Below are 17,242 nucleotides of genomic sequence, written 5' to 3' on the forward strand. Positions count from 1 at the left end.
CATCCGTGAATGGCAGACTTGTTCCGATGGGATATCAACTTAAAGACGGGGACAGAGTTCAAATCATAGTTGACAAAAACAACGAAGGTCCCAATCCAAATTGGCTTAAATCTGCGCATAGCGTGCACACAAGGGCAAAGATAAAAAAATTTCTCAGAGACAAATTCGCAAATGAATACATGGAAAAGGGAAAGGAAATGTTAAGGGACCTTTCCAAAAAATATCATATTTCCGTGGAGGAGATTCTCGACCGGCAGGAAGTCAAAAATTATCTTAAAGACAGAAATATAGAAAAGGAAGAAGAACTTGAATTGAGGCTTGGTTCTGGCGCCGTTAAAATATATCAAATAGAAAAATTCCTTGGTCAGATCGTTAAGCCGGAATTTCAACATGAATTTTCGGAGCCGGAAGGTACCGAAATAGTCGTCGATGATTTAAAAGGAATAGAAGTAAGATTTGCAAAGTGTTGCAATCCGGTACCGGGCGATCATATAGTCGGATTTGTCACCAAAAACGGGGTCAGCATTCACACGACGGATTGTTCAAATTTAAGAAATGTCGACAAAAACAAACTCGTGAGGGTTTCATGGGGTAATTCCAACGAACTCTTCGGGGCCAACATAGGACTCGAAGGGGATGACAGAGATGGATTGCTCAGTGATATAATGAATAGAATACACGAAAAACATGTTCAAATAGCCAGCGTCGTCTCGTGGGTGGACGATTTAAGAATTGCGCACATATCGGTAAGGGTTAACGTTACCAACCTCGATCAGTTGAACGATCTTATAGGCCATCTTAAAAAAGAGAAAGGCATAAAAAAGGTTTACAGAGAGAGAGGAAACAATTTTGAAAGCGGTAGTCCAAAGAGTTAAAGAAGCCGAAGTCAAAGTTGACGGGAAAGTTGCCGGAAAGATAAAAGCGGGTATTTTGCTTTTGATAGGAATAGGCAAGAATGATACGGCGGAAGATCTTAAATGGATGGAAGATAAAATACCCAATCTGAGAATTTTTGAAGACGAAAATCAGAAAATGAACAGATCACTTCTTGATATAAATGGCGATTTACTTGTCATATCGCAATTCACACTTTTCGGAGACGCAAGTCATGGAAGACGTCCTTCTTTCTCGGATGCCGCACCTGCGGAGACGGCAAGGCAGATGTATGAAAAATTCTGCGATGATATTTCAAAATCATATCCGTCAATAAAAGTTGAACGCGGAATTTTCCAAACTTACATGCAAGTTAACCTTCTCAACGACGGACCTGTTACCATAATTGTGGATTCGAAGGAAAGGAGATAATCGGAATGATGAGGATTCTGATATTTTTGGCGATTGTCATGGGTCTTAACTTTATTTTATCTCCGTTCACCTTTCATACAGTTCAATCCATACAAGTTGGCAGAAGTCTTTCTGCAAGAAGACTTTCTGCAATTTGTTTTGATCCTTCAACTGAAATGGCATATGTCGCGAATTCTTCAAACAACACTTTAAGTGTTGTAAATGAAGAAACGAATCAAATCGTGAAGGTTATGACCGTTGGAAAATATCCTATGAGTGTGGGCGTCAATTCGAAAACGGGCATTATTTACGTCGCCGTCAATTACAATTTGGGTAACAGCAGCATAGACGTGCTGGACAAATCAGGCCAAACAATCTCAGTTATAAATGTGGGAATGGGACCGAATGCTATTGGTGTTAATTCTGTCACAAACATGATATACGTTACCAATCAAAGCAGCGATGATGTAAATGTAATAGACGGAAGTACAAATCAGATCATATCGACGATACCAGTTGGCAACGGGCCTGATGCCATAGCGGTGGACTCCGATACAGACAAAGTATACATTGTTAACTGGTATGACAGTACTTTGAACATCATAGACGGAAAAACAAATAAAGTTGTAAAAACTTTGAATGTAGGAAATCAACCTTCAGGTATAGCGATAAATTCAAAGACAGATATGGTGTATGTGGCAAATTTCGGAAGCGCTTCTATCAATGTTATAAGTGGGAAAACAAATCAAATTGTGGCAACGATACAACTTAACGGAACTCCATGGGGTATTGCGGTAGACTCATCGTCCAACATGATTTACGCTACCTCTCCAAGCAATAATGCTTTAAACGTTATAAATGGTTACATAAATCAGGTTGTATCGGTGATCCCTGCCGGATCAGGTCCCTGGTGTGTTAGCGTTAATCCTAAAACGCACATGGTCTATGTTGCGGACAACAACAGCGGTGATGTTAAAGTCATAAATGGAAACGTACTGCCAATTATGGTTGCGACCGGAATAGAATGAAAATTATGAAAGAGGTGGAATATGCGTAAAACAATTTTCATCATCTTCTGTATTTCCATCTTTTCAGTTGTTTCTTTTGGCGTATGGATTGGTGGCGGAGTTTCAAAAGAGTTTGGAAGTGTTGACGAATCTTTTTTTGAAGGGAGAGCAACATTTTATTCTGCAACGTATTACTACTCTGTCGATCTTGTTGCACAATTGTCTCAGTCAGATCCTAATCCTCTCGATTGGATAAGTGTTTACACATACCTAAATTTTGTAATGCCTGTTGATATACTTGATTTGTACGTTGGTTTCAGTCCAACTGTTATTTTTAACAATGGCCAATTGTCTGCAAGTGATTTTCAAAGTTATGGGTATGTGCATTTTGGCGCGGACGTATTGCTTTTGTTTCCTTGGCCGGTAAGGGTTTACGGTGAGATAGGCGATCAATTTTACTACGCGCCGCCACATCTTGGCCCTGATATGTCCAGTGCGATAGGCGCTGAGATAAGATTTTGATACACCAAAAAATTTAAATTTCGAATCACGTCTGTCATTTCGGTCGAAAAACCGGAATCGCCTTTTGCCTTTGGCTGCTTACTCGTTACCGATCACGCGTCACCATTTTTTCCACGCGCTACCAGCCACCCGCTACGTGCTGTTTTGCCGATCACGCGTTACCCGTTACTGATCACTATTTTTAAACATAATTTTGGTATAATATACGTAAATCTTGATTTTGAATCGTTGGGGGTCAGAAATGAAGGTTGGATCAAAGATAGCACTTCTTACGATTATCATGGTTATCGCTCTGGGCGTTATGGCGATTTTTGTCTACGTTGAGAGTTTTGAATTGCAAAATTCACTTTCAAAAATAAACAATTCGATCGACGAAGTGCAAAATGCGTATGATTCAACGATTCAAATCATGAATTTGAAATCTGCCATTTCAAATGCCTTTTCAACACTTGAATTTGGTCTCTCCAACGATTCAACTTCAATCCTTAAAAATCAAAATAATCTTTTTGATAAATCGATTTCCGGCGCACTTTTGATAGCCGGCCAGATTTCTGCTTCAAACGACGCATCGGGGATTACCTACGACCTTAAGAAATTAAAAGATGCCGGCGACCTTGCTTTCTTACAAAGTGCCACTCTTGTCGATTATCAAAATAGATATAAAGTTTTTCAATCGAATCTTTCAGATGCTCAAAGCGAATATTCACAAATTGAAAGTCAGATATCAGCACTCATGGTTTTGAACAAAACCCTCGTTGCAACAATAGAGACAAATTTTACAACCATAGTTGCAAGCGCAAATGACCTTTACTCATTGCCTGCGACTAAATCTCAAATAGTCTCGGCAAAATTGAATTCGCAAATATCTAATTTGCCTTTAAACCAACTTAACATCGCCGATACGCAAAGTCTTCTTGATAATCTTGCCATATTGATTGGAACCGATCAAGGGCAAAATATGGTCTCATCGATGGAACTCGCACTCAAAAATATATACCTCGCACCATCTCAGGATGTTGCCGATACACAACTTTTGCTTATGAAAACTTACATTCAATCTTTCAAAACCGAAATGAACATGGGAGCGTTAAATCCGGCCGGTGTCTTTTATGCCAACCTTTTATTGGATAGATATTATTCGCTTGCATCTCAACTGGCTGACCTTGTTATGAAAGATAGAGGTATTTTATCTGAAGTCCAATCTGTTTCTGCAACTGCCGATATTTACAGTCAAAAAATATCAAATCAAAGAGACCTTGTGATAAATTCATTGACGGGAGATGTGCAAAGATATTTTAATTCGCTGAATGTCAGGTTATCTTCACTTTTTGACAAAGCGAATTCAAACACACAAACGGCGCTGAATAAATTGCAGATCTCGTCTGGTCCTGTTTCGAACGCTTTCAACTATTTGGCGACGATCACGCTCATAATAACAGTTGTTGCCGGTGTTTTCGTGATCGTGTTTGGGATCTTTTTGATCTTCGATTTCAAAAAAAATCTCAAAGACCTTGAAAATGTCGTCAACAAAATAAAGACAGGAGATTTGAATGTTAAGATCGAAGAAACGAGCAGAAAGGATGAATTTGGGAGCCTTCAAAAATCATTTCACGAAATGATAGATTATTTAAAAGAAATGCTTGTTAATATCAAAAAATCGACGTCAGAGGTAAAAGACGATCTTCAAAAAGTTAGTTCTGTGGAAGATAAAAATGTCGTGGGAATAAAATCGACGATAACAGAAATGGATAAATCAAAAAATCTGGCGATCGCTTTGTCAAAAGCATTGAAAGAAATAACCGAAAGGTTTTCAAAAGTCGGTGAATCGGAAAGATCCGCTATTGATAAAATTGACGATTTGCATAGATCTCCGGATGATTTGGAAAAATTGTCGAAAATGCAAAAAGAGATCGAAAATCTTGTTTTGAAATTATCCGTCGTAAAAGACGAAACCGTTAAAAAATCCAAATATTTGGAGGAATTAAAAGCATCTTACGCTTCCATTTTCAATCTTGCGGAAAGATTCGAATCAATGGCCAGAGAGGCAAAGATATTGTCTCTTAACGTCGCAATCAAATCGGCAAAATCGGGATCTAACGAATATGCCTTTTTGGAATCCGAGATGAAGGAATTTGCGGATGAATTTTCAAGAATATCTGAAGAAATAAAAGTTGAGACGCGGCAATTTCAGGAAAAGATCGAAAAAGCCTTAGAGACAGAATCAGATGTTGCATCGATAGACCGTTTATTCGACTCGGGCCAGAAAATAATCGATATGGTAAAGAATTTCAGTCTTACCTTCGAACAGAGAACAAAAGATGTCGAAGAGATATTAGAGATTGTTAAATCGAACGATTCGCTAAGATCTCAGATCAATCAAGATTTCGAAGAAAAAATAAAACTTCTTGAAGTGGCAATCTCGTTGCTTGATTCGATCTCAAGAAGTTTGGATGAAAGCAAAAACGTTATGACGGATATCTCAGACTTGACGAAAAAAATAGAATCGGCATCGGAAACTTTGGATGAAAATCTCAAAAAATTCAAGACAGAGTGATTTTTCTGACGCCGCTTGACAGTTTAACGTGATAATATTTCATTTCAATACCAAATTGTTTTTTGTAATCGGCGCTTATTTCTTTCAGATGTGTGCTGACATCGGACTTAGAGATGACTATTATGCTTCCTCCAAATCCACCGCCTATCATGCGCGCACCGTAAACATTTTCTAAAGCGTTTATCCTGTCGACGAGAAAGTCTATTTCATCCGTTGAAACCTCAAACAAATTTTTCAGGCTTTCGTGGGATTTTTTGACAAGATCGCCGACTTTCTCCCAGTTTTTATCTTCTATGGCCGATATCGTATCAAGTACCCTTTGATTTTCTTCAACGACATGCTTTGCCCTTTTGTAAACATTCTCTCCAAGTATTTTCCTTTTCGATTCCACAAGATCAACTGTCATTTCTCTGAATTGCATACCGATTATCTCGCTGGCGCGGGCACATTCGTTTCTGCGTGTGTTGTATCCGCCGCTTGCGAGTTCATGTTTAACGGCCGAGTCTACAATCGTAATCCTCGGAAATCCCATTGCAGAAACGTATTCATAATGACCATCTAAGGCATCTATCAAAATGAAGGTATCCTTTTTCGCAAGGGAAACCGCGTATTGATCCATTATTCCGCAGTTGACGCCTACAAATTCATTCTCTGCTTCGTGCGCTATCTGGGCTACTCTTTCTCTGTCAAGATCGAGTTTTTCAATTTTGGAGATCGCGTAGATTATTCCAACCATCAAAGAGGCGGAACTCGAAAGGCCTGCCCCTATGGGTAACGTGCTTGATATGTCGATTTTAAAAGGTCTTATGGGTTTTTTGACGTACTTTGTCAGATGAAAGATTGCGCCTTTAACGTAATTGGCCCATGTATCTTTTTCTTTTCGGGCATCGATCGAAAATTTGATACTTTTACCCAGATCACTTGTATGAGATTCAAAATGATCCGATTCTTCAAAGGTAAGGTACGTGTATTTGTCTATCGCGGCCGGAAGTACGTATCCTCCGTTGTAATCCGTGTGTTCACCTATTAAATTTATGCGCCCCGGTGATCTGAAAACGTATGTCAAGATCATCATCTCCATTCATATCGTGTAAGATGCTTTTTTTAAACTCTTAGCGGCATCGGAAGGCGTTAAAGGATTTATGAAAGCCCATGTTCCTGTTTCAACGCTTGCCATCCATTTGACGTTAACTTTGTCTCTTTTTGGCGGATTGAATTCTATGTGAAAATGAAAGTTCTTCATTGCCGGATTGACAGGTGATTGAAAGATTTCCATCATGTAAGGAAATTCACTGTCAAAAAGTGAATCGTATTTTGAAGTTACGACCTTTAAAGTTACCGCCAGATCGAATTTCTCAGAAGGCGTCATTTCGGTGAAAAAAGAGATATGCCTTCTCGGATAAACATGCACTTCGTAAGGAAATCTCGCAAAGTACGGGACAAGCGCGATAAAATGTTCACCGTCGTAGACGATGTTTTCGGTGCCTTCTTCTGCTTTTATCACATCGCATATCGCACATCCCTTGTATTTGCCTATCGCATCGATCATCGATTGGATCCTTTTCGGTATAAAAGGAAAGGCATAAAGTTGTCCGTGAGGATGAATTTGAGAGGCTCCCACTTCTTTTCCTCTGTTTTCAAACGGAAAGATGTACTTTATCTTCTCATATTTCATGAGATCACGCGTTCTGTCTTCCCATACGTAGACGAGTTTTTCTATTTGACCGATGGGCATTCTCGACAGAGAAGAGTTGTGATCTGACGTGAACATTATGACCTCGCATTTTCCATACGATGGGGCATTTTCAAAGACAGCATCAGGTCTGGATATTTCCGGCGGATCAAGTCTAAGGGCAGGATATCTGTTGTCAAAGGCTGTCAGATCGTAATCGTGCTTCATTTCCAAAATGCCCGGGCACAAAGGACAGGCTTCTTTTTGTGGAAGTACAGGCCTCTTTTGCGTTTCAGATGAAATTATTATCCATTCATCGGTTATAGGATTGTGTCGAAGTTCCATCATATTCTTCACCCCAGTAATAATGTATGTCTCTTCCATCATCTTCTTTTTCGTCATCACGCCTGAGATTTCTTTTCCCGCGGTGCATGATAATTGCGACGGCATGAGGATCGATTTTGATCTCGTTTTTCGCATGTTTCATCGAAGGATAAAGTACGAAAAATTCATCCGTCTTTTTATCAAAAAACGGTCTGTACTTTTCAATTTCAACTTTCCATTCGAAATCGGAAAGGTTTACAAAGGAGACGATATCACCGTTTATCGATTTTTTTGTCACAACGGCATATCTTTCTTTGTCCAAAAGCATGACCTTCGATGTGCCGTTTCTGAAATTAAAGGATCCTCCCAGCAGGTGGAGATCGTCATCCGATAATTTCCCGAGAAAATCGCTTTCTAAAAATTGGCCGTTGAGCAACGCCGGCATGTAGATGTTTATCATTCTTTCGGAATTCGTAAGATTTGTGTCCGAAGACCTCGCCATAACGCAATCCGGATCGTTTACCCACCATGCATTCATGAAGTTTCTCGTGAGTGCGTTTCTTATGGAGAACTTTGCGCTCGACATTCCCATGTCCAATTCGCCTCTCCATTCCGGTGCGGTATCGCAACCTACGCGCATTGAATCGACATATCCTATTGAGGGAAGTAAAGGTGCCCCGCAACCCAAAACATGCGTATTTCCAACGGTGTCTGCTATCTTTTTCATGCCCATTTTGTATGCCTCGACGGGCGTTACGTCGAGAAATCTCTTGCCTGAAATCATGCCGGCAAAAAGAAAATCTATTTTGAAAAAGTCATACCCATAACCTTTCAATGCCGAAAAGATTTCACCCAGCCAAAAAAGTGCGTCAGGATTTGAGGTATCAAGGGCGTATATTTTTTTATTCCAGTTTTCGTACGCAACGATCGGAATGCCGTTTTCGTCTTTGACCAGAAAATCTTTGTGATATTTAAAGATCGAGGAAGTTTCGGAAATGCTGAATGGCGCTGTCCATATGCCTGCCATCATGTTAGACTTCTTGATTTTTTTTGAAAGGAATTCAAGGCCTTCCGGGAATTTTTCGTTTGTCTCAAGCCAGTCTCCTATATCTTTTTCGTAACCGTCGTCTATCTGGAATACTTCATATTTCATGCCAATTTCTGAAGCCCTGTTCAACTCGTCGATGATCGAATCCTGAGATATGTTCAGGTAATAACTGTACCATGATTCCCAACCGAATAAAGGTCTGAATTTTTTTATCGTGTTTGAACTCGCAACTTTTTTTGCGTAAAGTTCAAGCGTTTCTTCAAGTTTTGAAAAATCTTTCACCCACAAGGTTTCGATTTTTATTTTTTCATGGGGTTTTAAATGTTTTCCGATGTAAATCTTCACATCCACCATTCCATCGTGCCATTTGAAGTACGGATGGGTTACCTTCGAAGAAAGGAAGCCGGCAAATGTTTTATCATCGGCTATGAAATAGTCTGAAATTACGCCGTCTTTGAATTCCCACGGAACTGGAGAGGCAACAAAATTTGCACTCAACCCATGCATGCTTTTGATTATTTCTGATGGCTTTACAAAGGTGCACGGCCCCCATGATTGGTAATTGTTCATCAAAATCTTTTCGGACGCATCAAAATCACCGATTTTCAAATCTCCGATGAATTTTTGATCTTCAGTTGTGTTTTCGATCTCGATTTCTATTTCATCCCCGTCTTTTTGTGTAATTGAAAGGCTAACTTCTAAATAACCGATTTTTTCTTTTCGAACCCCGTAATCCAAAGGTTTGCCGAATAAATTCAAATTTCTCCACCTCTTCCGTAAATTGGTTTGAATTTGAATGCATATGTGTAAGTTCTGTTTGCGTAAAGCGTGAAATCAGGATGCGTTTTCGCGCCCCAACTGTTGTCTCCGCCTACACCCATCTGGGCATAATTTATGTGAAGAAAGATCTCCTTTCTTGCGGGCAATTCATAAGGATGTTTTGCACTTTCGAGATCTTCGACGGAATGGTGCAAAGCACTGAATTCAAAAACAGGATCGCCTGCGAAGATCAAACCGAGTTGTTCGTCATCGGTTAACGTAAGCCATCTTACATCCGTTTTATTTCCCATCTCGGATGGCTTTATGTAATTTACGAACTGATCTTTCACTTTGGATTTGTAAAGGTCTATTCTTGCAGACTTTTTTCTGTCCCAGTAATTTTCATGAGGACCACGACCATACCATGCAAGGTTATCGAATGTTTTTGGAAGAACCATTTCCATCCCTACAACGGGTATTTCCGGTAAATCGTCTGCCGGAATCAACTCAAAAAAGACTGATATGCCGCAATGACCGTCTATGCTGTAACTTATCTTGCAAAGCGAAGGATTTAAAGTCTGTATTATGAATTCAGTGTTCACCTTGATTTGGTCTCCGACTTTTTCACACTCAAAATTGTTTATCTTTCGTTTCATCGTGCCATCACGCCACGTTGAAAGCCTTTCTTCCATTCTGTTGCCATGATCGTTGTCCGTCGGCGATCTCCAAAAATTAGGCTTTAACCCTGAAACCACAAGTTCACGATCTTTGAATTTCAAAGAATTCATTGTGCCGGATGTTTTATCGAAGGCAATTTCAAAATATTTGGATCTTACAACGAGACGATCTTCTAAATCAAAAGAATCTAACTCCGCCGGTGCATGTTTTTGAACGTGAAGTACAGGTACGACAAAGGGGATCTTAAATTGATCGTGACTGACCTCATATCCGGCAGGTGCCCATTTGCTTTTTTCTTTTAGGCTGAAAATAATCTCGAGAAAATATTCGCAACCGGCATGAATCTGTACTTTACCGTAAGGAATTTTGACTTTCTTGCTGTTAAGTGGTTTGACGTCGATATCGAGATTTCCGGAATTGACGATTTCATGGTTTTCTTTGATTACCCATTCGCATTTGAAAGCATTCACGTTTGTGAAAAGATATTCGTTGAAGATTTCAACCTCTCCGTTCAAAAGGTCAACGGGTTTGACAACGATATTTCTGTAAAGATAACGTACTTCTTCGGCCTGAGGTTTTGGAGTTCTATCTGCGAAGATTACCCCGTTTGCGCAGAAGTCTCCGTCGTTTGGGTTGTCTCCCCAGTCTCCGCCGTAAGCAAGATATTCACCTTTCCCGGAAGGAATGGGCTCATATATCGCCTGATCCACCCAGTCCCAGATGAATCCTCCCTGCAATTTCGGATATTTTCTGAATAAATCCCAGTATTTGTAAAGATTTCCGTTGCTGTTCCCCATGGCATGGGCATACTCGCAAAGCACGTAAGGTTTAGGATTACTTGATTTTGCGTATTCTTCAACTCTTTCAACAGGCGAATACATCTCGCTTGTCATGTCCGCGACGGAACTGTCTCCTTCGTAATGGACGAGCCTTGTACTGTCTCTCATGTGCGCCCAGTCTGACATAAGCCTGAAATTCGTGCCGTGACCTGCTTCGTTTCCCAAAGACCATATCAAAACTGCAGGATGATTTTTATCTCTTTCGACCATGCTTTGAATTCTGTCGAGACATGCATTTGTCCATTGAGGATCGCTATTCGGCACCTTGTCTCTTACTCCATGCGTTTCGAGATTCGTTTCATCTATAAGATAAAGGCCATATTCATCACATAAATCAAGCCATAAAGGATCGTTGGGATAATGAGAAGTCCTGACGGCATTTATGTTGAATTGCTTCATTAAAGTTATATCCTTTATCATGGCCTCAATAGGCACATGCTTTCCCGTTCTTGGATCGAATTCATGCCTGTCGACGCCTTTGAATTTTATAACTTTACCGTTTATCGTCATGAGATTGTCTTTCAATTCGAATTTTCGAAAGCCGATTTTGCACCCTTCGGACTCAATTACTTTTCCTTCCGAATCTTTTAAAGTAAGAATCAGAAAATAAAGGTTCGGATATTCGGCAGACCACTTTTTGGGATTCATGACTTTTTGATCAAGCACGGCCGTAACTTCATCCGTAGACGCAAATCTTTTCTTTACGCTCAACGGGCTATTAAAAACGGATTTGCCGTTCTCATCATGAAGTGCCGCCTCTATTGAAAAAGTGCTTTTAACATCTTCGGAATACCTTTGAACATTAACCTTAATTTTCAAATTGGCATTCTCATAACTGCCGTCCAAATCCGTTACAACTTCAAAGTCACGCATGTGGATTTTCGGCGTTGAATAAACAAAGACATCTCTTACGATGCCGCTTAACCTGATCATATCCTGATCTTCAAGCCAACTGCCCGTGCACCATCTATAAACCTCAACTGCAAGATCATTTTCTCCTGTTTTGATGTATTTCGTTATGTCAAATTCGGACGGTGTAAAACTGTCTTCGCTGTATCCGACCAATTTCCCGTTTATCCAGATGTAAAATGCCGATTCGACGCCTTGAAACGAAATAAAAATTTCTCTGTTTTTCCATTCTTTGGGAATAGAAAAAGTTGTTCTGTAAGATCCTACCGGATTGTAAATTGTCGGTGCATGTGGTGGCTCTGGATTTTCGTATCCGGTCCACGGATAGGTTATATTCGTGTAAATGGGATAATCATAACCTTGCATCTGCCATTCGCCGGGTACATTTATCTCATTCCATTTACTCACGTCGTAAGACGTTTTGTAAAAATCGGCAGGCCTTTCTGCAGGATTTTTGGAAAGATGAAATTTCCACTTTCCATTCAATAATTTCAGATATTTAGAATTAACCCGAATTCCACGCTTCTCGACCGGATTTTGCAAATCTTCAAACGCACTTTTCGGATCCGGATAGGGCACCAAAGTCGCATGCGCATCTTCCCTGTTGATACGAAATGATTCTGGATCGTCTTTCCATTCGTTATGATTTTTCATCGTATTCCTCCAATTAAATTGAAAAATTAACCTTTAACGGCACCCGAACTCAATCCGGATTGCCAGTACCTTCTTAAAAGTATAAACGCAAGGATCAAAGGCACTATGGAGATCAAAATACCCATCGTTATGGCACCGTATGGTGGGGCTCCTCTGCCGACACTCGTTGTGGTTATGGATGTCCATACCTGCAAACCCAAAGTTAATGGATAAAGATTCGATTTACTTATAACCACAAGGGGTAAAAAGAAATTATTCCATGTATTGACAAAACTGAAAAGTGCAACGGTTGCAAGGCCACCTCTGACAAGAGGCAAACCTATCCTGAAAAATATCGCAAAGTCCGATGCTCCATCAACATGAGCGGCATCGATGAGTTCGTTCGGAAATTCTTTCATCCAAAAAATTCTCATCAGGTAAACGGTGAATGGATTTACCAACGATGGCAGAATGACAGCCCAGTATGTGTTTATAAGATTCAACCCATGCATGAGAAGGTAAATGGGTAAGACAAGTGCCGTCGTCGGAACCATTATCGTACCGAGGATGATGTAAAAAAGTATATTTTTTCCTTTAAAATCATATTTTGAAAAAGCAAAGCCTGCCATCGCGGATATCAAAGTTGTTCCTGCACTTACACTTCCGGCGTATATTATCGAATTCAAAAACCATCTCCAAAGGATTGCATTATCATAAGAAGAAACTGTTCCAAGGTTGTTTAAGAAATTAAAAGGAGAGGTAAACCACAAAGGATTTGTGCTGAAAAGTTGTGAGTCGCTTTTGGTTGAAGCGATGATTATCCAGAAAAAGGGTAAGAGAAAATAGACACTTGCAACAAACATCAAGGTTACTATTATCACAGTTGACGGTGAATAAAAAGATTTTTTCGTGTCCATTTTTTACTCCTCCTTGAACCCGGCAAAACGCATGAAGATCATAGAAATCGCGAAGGTAACAAGTGCAAGTACGATTGCCATTGCCGCTGCAAAATTGAAGTTTCCGTAACTGAATGCCGTTGTATATATGTAAAGGTTAGGCGTGAAATGTGTCGAGACGTAAGTCATGCTTTGAAGTACGTATGGCTCGTTGAAAATTTGAAATGTTCCTATGACTGTAAAGATAACGGTTAAGATCAACGACGGAACTATCAAAGGCAATTTTATGTATCTTATTATATCAAAATTTCTTGCCCCGTCTATTTTTGCAGATTCGTAAAGTTCTCTGGGTATAGATTGCAATCCTGAATAAAGAATTATCATGTTGTATCCAATCCATTCCCACGTTACGATGTTCATTATGGACCAGAACAACGATCCGCTCGATAGAAAATTCGGATGCAACCCGACAAGGCCGAATATGGATTGAAAAGGGCTTAAAGATTTTGAATACATGAATCCCCACAATATACCACTTATAACCGTGGGTATTGCAAAAGGTATGTAATATACCAGCCTGAAAAAACCTCTGAAATGATTCTGTTCATTGTCTATGTAAAGCGCGAACAAAAGCGCAAGACCTATCATTATCGATCCTTGAATAAGAAAAAATTCTCCCATCGTCATGATAGAGGATAAAAACCCGCTATCAGTGAAGGCTTTAACATAATTTTCCATTCCAACAAAAGTTGATGGTCTTAAACCATATTTGTGAAAAAGGCTTAAGTAAAAGCCGTAAATGAGCGGACCTACATAAAATAAGGCAAATAAAATCAGAAAAGGAGAAAGGAACACAAATGGCATGTATTTTCCTGATCTAATCCGCGTTTTCATGGCATTCTCCTTTCCAGTCATTTTACTTTACATTAAAACCTTGATTTTGAGCGTAACTCAAAGAAGCATTTTGAAGTTGATCAAATGCTTGAGTCCAACTTATCTTTCCACTTATGGCATCGTTCATGTCTTTTGAAGATTCATTGTACACGTAATTCAACCATGGTGCCCATGCAAAGTCGGTATTAACGGCCTTAGATGCGTCAAATGAAAATTGATTTACATCCTGTCCTCCGAAGAACTGATCTATTGCCGTTGTCGTATCGTGAAGGGCCGGTGCTTCAAGACCTGCGTAGGATGCTGGGAAAAGACCGCCGTACTGATTATCAAGCACGCATGCCTGCTCATTCGTGTTAAGCCAGAGGGCAAATATAAAAGCAGCCTGCGGATATTTAGACTGGATCGTCACAGCATCAGTTGATCCTCCCCAGTTTCCGCTTGTGAAAGGCATATTAGGCCATTGTGGTAACGGAGCAACTCTCCAATTCCCGGCGTTTGCCGCACTTAAATTACCCTGCAAAAGCGCTGGCATCCAAGCAGGTGACATTATACTTGCTACTTTACCCTCTGACATGGCGTTGTACCAGTCTGTTGTCCATGGAGCATAGGTTGAGATATATCCTTTTTTGATAAGATTTCCCCAGAAATTCACAACTTTTAAAGTTGTTGGGCTATTTATAGTCTGAACCCATGTGTTTCCCTGAAGTTCCCACCAGTGGCCTCCAGCAGCCCATACCAAACCTATCAACCAAGGTATATTTCCTGTTCCGCCGGCATCAAAATTGCCCAGCACAATTTTACCGTTTGATGCTTCGTAAAGTTTTTGCGCATCTGCGGCATATTCATCCCATGTTTTTGGAACTGTTAGACCGTATTTGTCGAAAACAGCTTTGTTGTAAGCAAAGGAATATGGACCTGTATCTTGCGGAACCGCATATACTGCGTTGCCTTGAGAAACTTGATCCCATGTCCATGGAACAAAAAGAGATTTGTAATTGTTAACCCCGTATTTTGTAAGATTGACAAGGCCGCCGTAAGAAATGAAAGTTGGAAGCATATCATACTCAATTTGCACAACATCAGGTGCACCCGATCCCGCTGTAAGAGATGTTAATAATTTGTTGTACTCAGCCTGGCCGGTTCCAACATTTGTCCAGTTGATCTTTATGTTGGGATACGCCTTTTCGAATAACGCTATTGCATGATCTAAACCTGGTACCCACGACCAAAACGTAAGCGTTACTGCCGGGCCGTTGTATGCCGGAAGTTGAACTGTGTCGGCAAAAGCGGCAAGACTCAGCAAAAGCATCGAAATCACAAGTAATGGTATAACGTATTTCTTCATATCGCACTCTCCTTTCAAAAATGTAAGGGAGAGGGATTACCCTCTCCCAAATTTTAACTCATTTCGAATGTACATTCAAAACTATCGCAAGCGCATCTGGCCAGTCAATATTTCCAGCACCGGCGTAAGGATTTTCTGCAGAAGGCCATCCGGTCAATGTTTTTTCGCTGTATTCCATGAAATCTGTTCTGTTGGTAAGTGTAACGAAGGGAACGTCCTGTAAAACTATTCTTTCTATCGTTGCAATTGCCTGTTTCTGAAGTGACAGATCACTCGTTTGAGCATAGGTCTGCAAAGCATCTGTTATGAGAGGATTTGTATACCTTGACCATCCGGAACTTGCATTTTGTCCGATCGTTGTTGCGGAGAAGGCCGGATTAAATTCGTAATAGTAAAGGTAATAAGGAGACGGACCTGAACCTGTTTCCCAAGAAATGACCATTTCATACGTTCCGGTCATAACGCTGGAGATGTATGTATCCCATGGTTCCTGATCTGTAACTGTTGTTATGCCAAGTTGGGCAAGATTGCTGGATATTATCTGAGCCATGGTTATGAAATCGCCCCAGCCGGCTCCGACAAGGATCTTAAACGTCGGTAATGGCTTACCATCAGGACCGCAGAGTTGTCCCTGAGCATTTTTGGTGAATCCGGCAGCGGCAAGCACCTTTTGAGCCTCTGGAATGTTGAAAGTGTTGAGAGATGATGCAAGTGCTGTCAAAGTTGGGTCAAGCCATTCTGCTTGTTGTGCAGGAATTATTCCCGTTGGATTCTGATCGTAACCGCCTGTACCAAAATATGCTTTGTCTTCAAGAGATTTTCTATCTATCGCCATAGAAACCGCTTTTCTGAAAGCAACGTTGTTGAATGGATATTTCTGAGTGTTCAAATACAGCAAGTTCCCGTTGGAAGTCGGCCACCAGAATTTATTTGTGGCTGGATTTCTGTTGTACCAAAGTGTGTAAGGATCTATTCCACTGCCGTAATATGACCAATCAGCATCTCCCCTTAGCAAATATTGCAAAGGTTGTCCGCCTATCAAAGATCTGACTTCTATTTTGTCTATGAAAGGTCTATTTCCAAATTCCGGCGTGTTCATGAAGAAATTTGGATTTTTGACAAGTTCAAACGTGTAATTGGCAGAATTGTAACTGCCTTTGACGTAAAGGAAAGGCCCTGCAACAACCGGATCTTGATTGAGAAATTTGGTAGGATCGGTTATCGACGACCAAATGTGCTCCGGAACTATCGGAATTTGCGCGATCTGGATTAAGAGCGGAGTGTTTGGCTTTGAGAATGTGAAAATCACGTTATCTCCGGATGCTACGACACTTTGAAGATTGGAAATGCTTGACCATATACCGTTTGTGTCAAGCGCAGGATATTGTTTTAAATAATTAAATGTGAATGCGACATCTGCCGGTGTAAAAGGCTGTCCGTCGGACCATTTAAGACCCTGGCGAATCGTGACTGTCAAAACCAAATTGTTGTTGCTCCATTCGTAATTCGTTCCAAAAAATGGAGTCATGGCACCATTGTAAGGCTGAACAAGAAACAGCGTGCCATACATAACAGGCCCCATCCCCAAAGATTGACCTGATGGCTGGAATGGATTTAAATTGAATGCAACAGGCCCCCATGTCGTAACAACCCTCAAAGTTCCACCGTATTTGACGTTTGATACCGGTGGAAAAATATTCGTGAATTCTTGTCCGAATGCCGAAATTCCTACTATTAGCATCGCAGACACAAGTGCGAAAACCACAAATTTCTTCATACTTTTCCTCCTCCTTTTAGATTCCGCAATCGATACCGGAATCGGTTTCAACAATTATTTTACACCATTTTACAAAAATGACAATTCTTGAATTTGGACAA

General features: G+C 40.4%; 13 protein-coding genes. 5 read left to right on the forward strand and 8 right to left on the reverse strand.

What is annotated here, in order from left to right; all coding sequences use genetic code 11:
* From ACP5NR_RS07010 to ACP5NR_RS07030, 5 genes are all read left to right on the forward strand, one after another.
* The coding region (locus tag ACP5NR_RS07010; protein ID WP_428006177.1) for an ACT domain-containing protein at nucleotides 1–875 on the forward strand (875 nt) is incomplete at its 5' end.
* Nucleotides 850–1,305, forward strand: a complete 456-nt coding sequence (gene dtd, locus ACP5NR_RS07015; protein ID WP_428005361.1) for a D-aminoacyl-tRNA deacylase — start codon at nucleotides 850–852, stop codon at nucleotides 1,303–1,305. The genes ACP5NR_RS07010 and dtd, both read left to right, overlap by 26 nt.
* Nucleotides 1,306–1,310: 5 nt before the next feature.
* A complete protein-coding gene (locus ACP5NR_RS07020; protein ID WP_428006178.1) occupies nucleotides 1,311–2,312 on the forward strand; it encodes a hypothetical protein in 1,002 nt (333 codons plus the stop codon).
* 21 nt (nucleotides 2,313–2,333) lie between these two features.
* On the forward strand, nucleotides 2,334–2,813 hold the full coding sequence (locus ACP5NR_RS07025; RefSeq protein WP_428006179.1) for a hypothetical protein: 480 nt from the start codon (nucleotides 2,334–2,336) through the stop codon (nucleotides 2,811–2,813).
* 241 nt (nucleotides 2,814–3,054) lie between these two features.
* On the forward strand, nucleotides 3,055–5,367 hold the full coding sequence (locus tag ACP5NR_RS07030) for a HAMP domain-containing protein (RefSeq protein WP_428006180.1): 2,313 nt from the start codon (nucleotides 3,055–3,057) through the stop codon (nucleotides 5,365–5,367).
* Here ACP5NR_RS07030 and galK read toward each other — a convergent pair.
* Genes galK through ACP5NR_RS07070 form a run of 8 tightly spaced genes read right to left on the reverse strand, consistent with a single transcriptional unit; the run spans nucleotide 5,354 to nucleotide 17,141 of the window.
* Nucleotides 5,354–6,433, reverse strand: a complete 1,080-nt coding sequence (gene galK, locus ACP5NR_RS07035; RefSeq protein ID WP_428006181.1) for a galactokinase — start codon at nucleotides 6,431–6,433, stop codon at nucleotides 5,354–5,356. The two genes, ACP5NR_RS07030 and galK, sit on opposite strands and share 14 nt — an antisense overlap.
* A gap of 15 nt (nucleotides 6,434–6,448) precedes the next feature.
* Nucleotides 6,449–7,387 carry a galactose-1-phosphate uridylyltransferase gene (gene galT / locus ACP5NR_RS07040; RefSeq protein ID WP_428005605.1) on the reverse strand — a complete coding sequence of 313 codons (939 nt, stop codon included), beginning with the start codon at nucleotides 7,385–7,387 and terminating at the stop codon, nucleotides 6,449–6,451.
* The gene (locus ACP5NR_RS07045) at nucleotides 7,353–9,170 is read right to left on the reverse strand and encodes a glycoside hydrolase family 36 protein (RefSeq protein ID WP_428005603.1); all 1,818 of its coding nucleotides are present in this window, start codon (nucleotides 9,168–9,170) and stop codon (nucleotides 7,353–7,355) included. The genes galT and ACP5NR_RS07045 overlap by 35 nt, the downstream gene beginning before the upstream one ends.
* The gene (locus ACP5NR_RS07050) at nucleotides 9,167–12,250 is read right to left on the reverse strand and encodes a glycoside hydrolase family 2 TIM barrel-domain containing protein (protein ID WP_428006182.1); all 3,084 of its coding nucleotides are present in this window, start codon (nucleotides 12,248–12,250) and stop codon (nucleotides 9,167–9,169) included. The genes ACP5NR_RS07045 and ACP5NR_RS07050 overlap by 4 nt, the downstream gene beginning before the upstream one ends.
* A gap of 26 nt (nucleotides 12,251–12,276) precedes the next feature.
* On the reverse strand, nucleotides 12,277–13,146 hold the full coding sequence (locus ACP5NR_RS07055) for a carbohydrate ABC transporter permease (protein WP_428006183.1): 870 nt from the start codon (nucleotides 13,144–13,146) through the stop codon (nucleotides 12,277–12,279).
* Nucleotides 13,147–13,149: 3 nt separating this feature from the next.
* The gene (locus ACP5NR_RS07060) at nucleotides 13,150–14,019 is read right to left on the reverse strand and encodes a carbohydrate ABC transporter permease (protein ID WP_428006184.1); all 870 of its coding nucleotides are present in this window, start codon (nucleotides 14,017–14,019) and stop codon (nucleotides 13,150–13,152) included.
* A gap of 22 nt (nucleotides 14,020–14,041) precedes the next feature.
* Nucleotides 14,042–15,364 (reverse strand): ABC transporter substrate-binding protein, encoded by a 1,323-nt coding sequence (locus ACP5NR_RS07065; RefSeq protein ID WP_428006185.1) that lies wholly within the window; start codon nucleotides 15,362–15,364, stop codon nucleotides 14,042–14,044.
* A gap of 58 nt (nucleotides 15,365–15,422) precedes the next feature.
* Nucleotides 15,423–17,141: an ABC transporter substrate-binding protein gene (locus ACP5NR_RS07070; RefSeq protein WP_428006186.1), complete on the reverse strand. Its 1,719-nt coding sequence runs from the start codon at nucleotides 17,139–17,141 to the stop codon at nucleotides 15,423–15,425.
* Nucleotides 17,142–17,242 lie beyond the last annotated feature (101 nt).

It is taken from the genome of Athalassotoga sp., assembly GCF_049965695.1.
In the GTDB taxonomy this organism is placed as follows: domain Bacteria; phylum Thermotogota; class Thermotogae; order Mesoaciditogales; family Mesoaciditogaceae; genus Athalassotoga.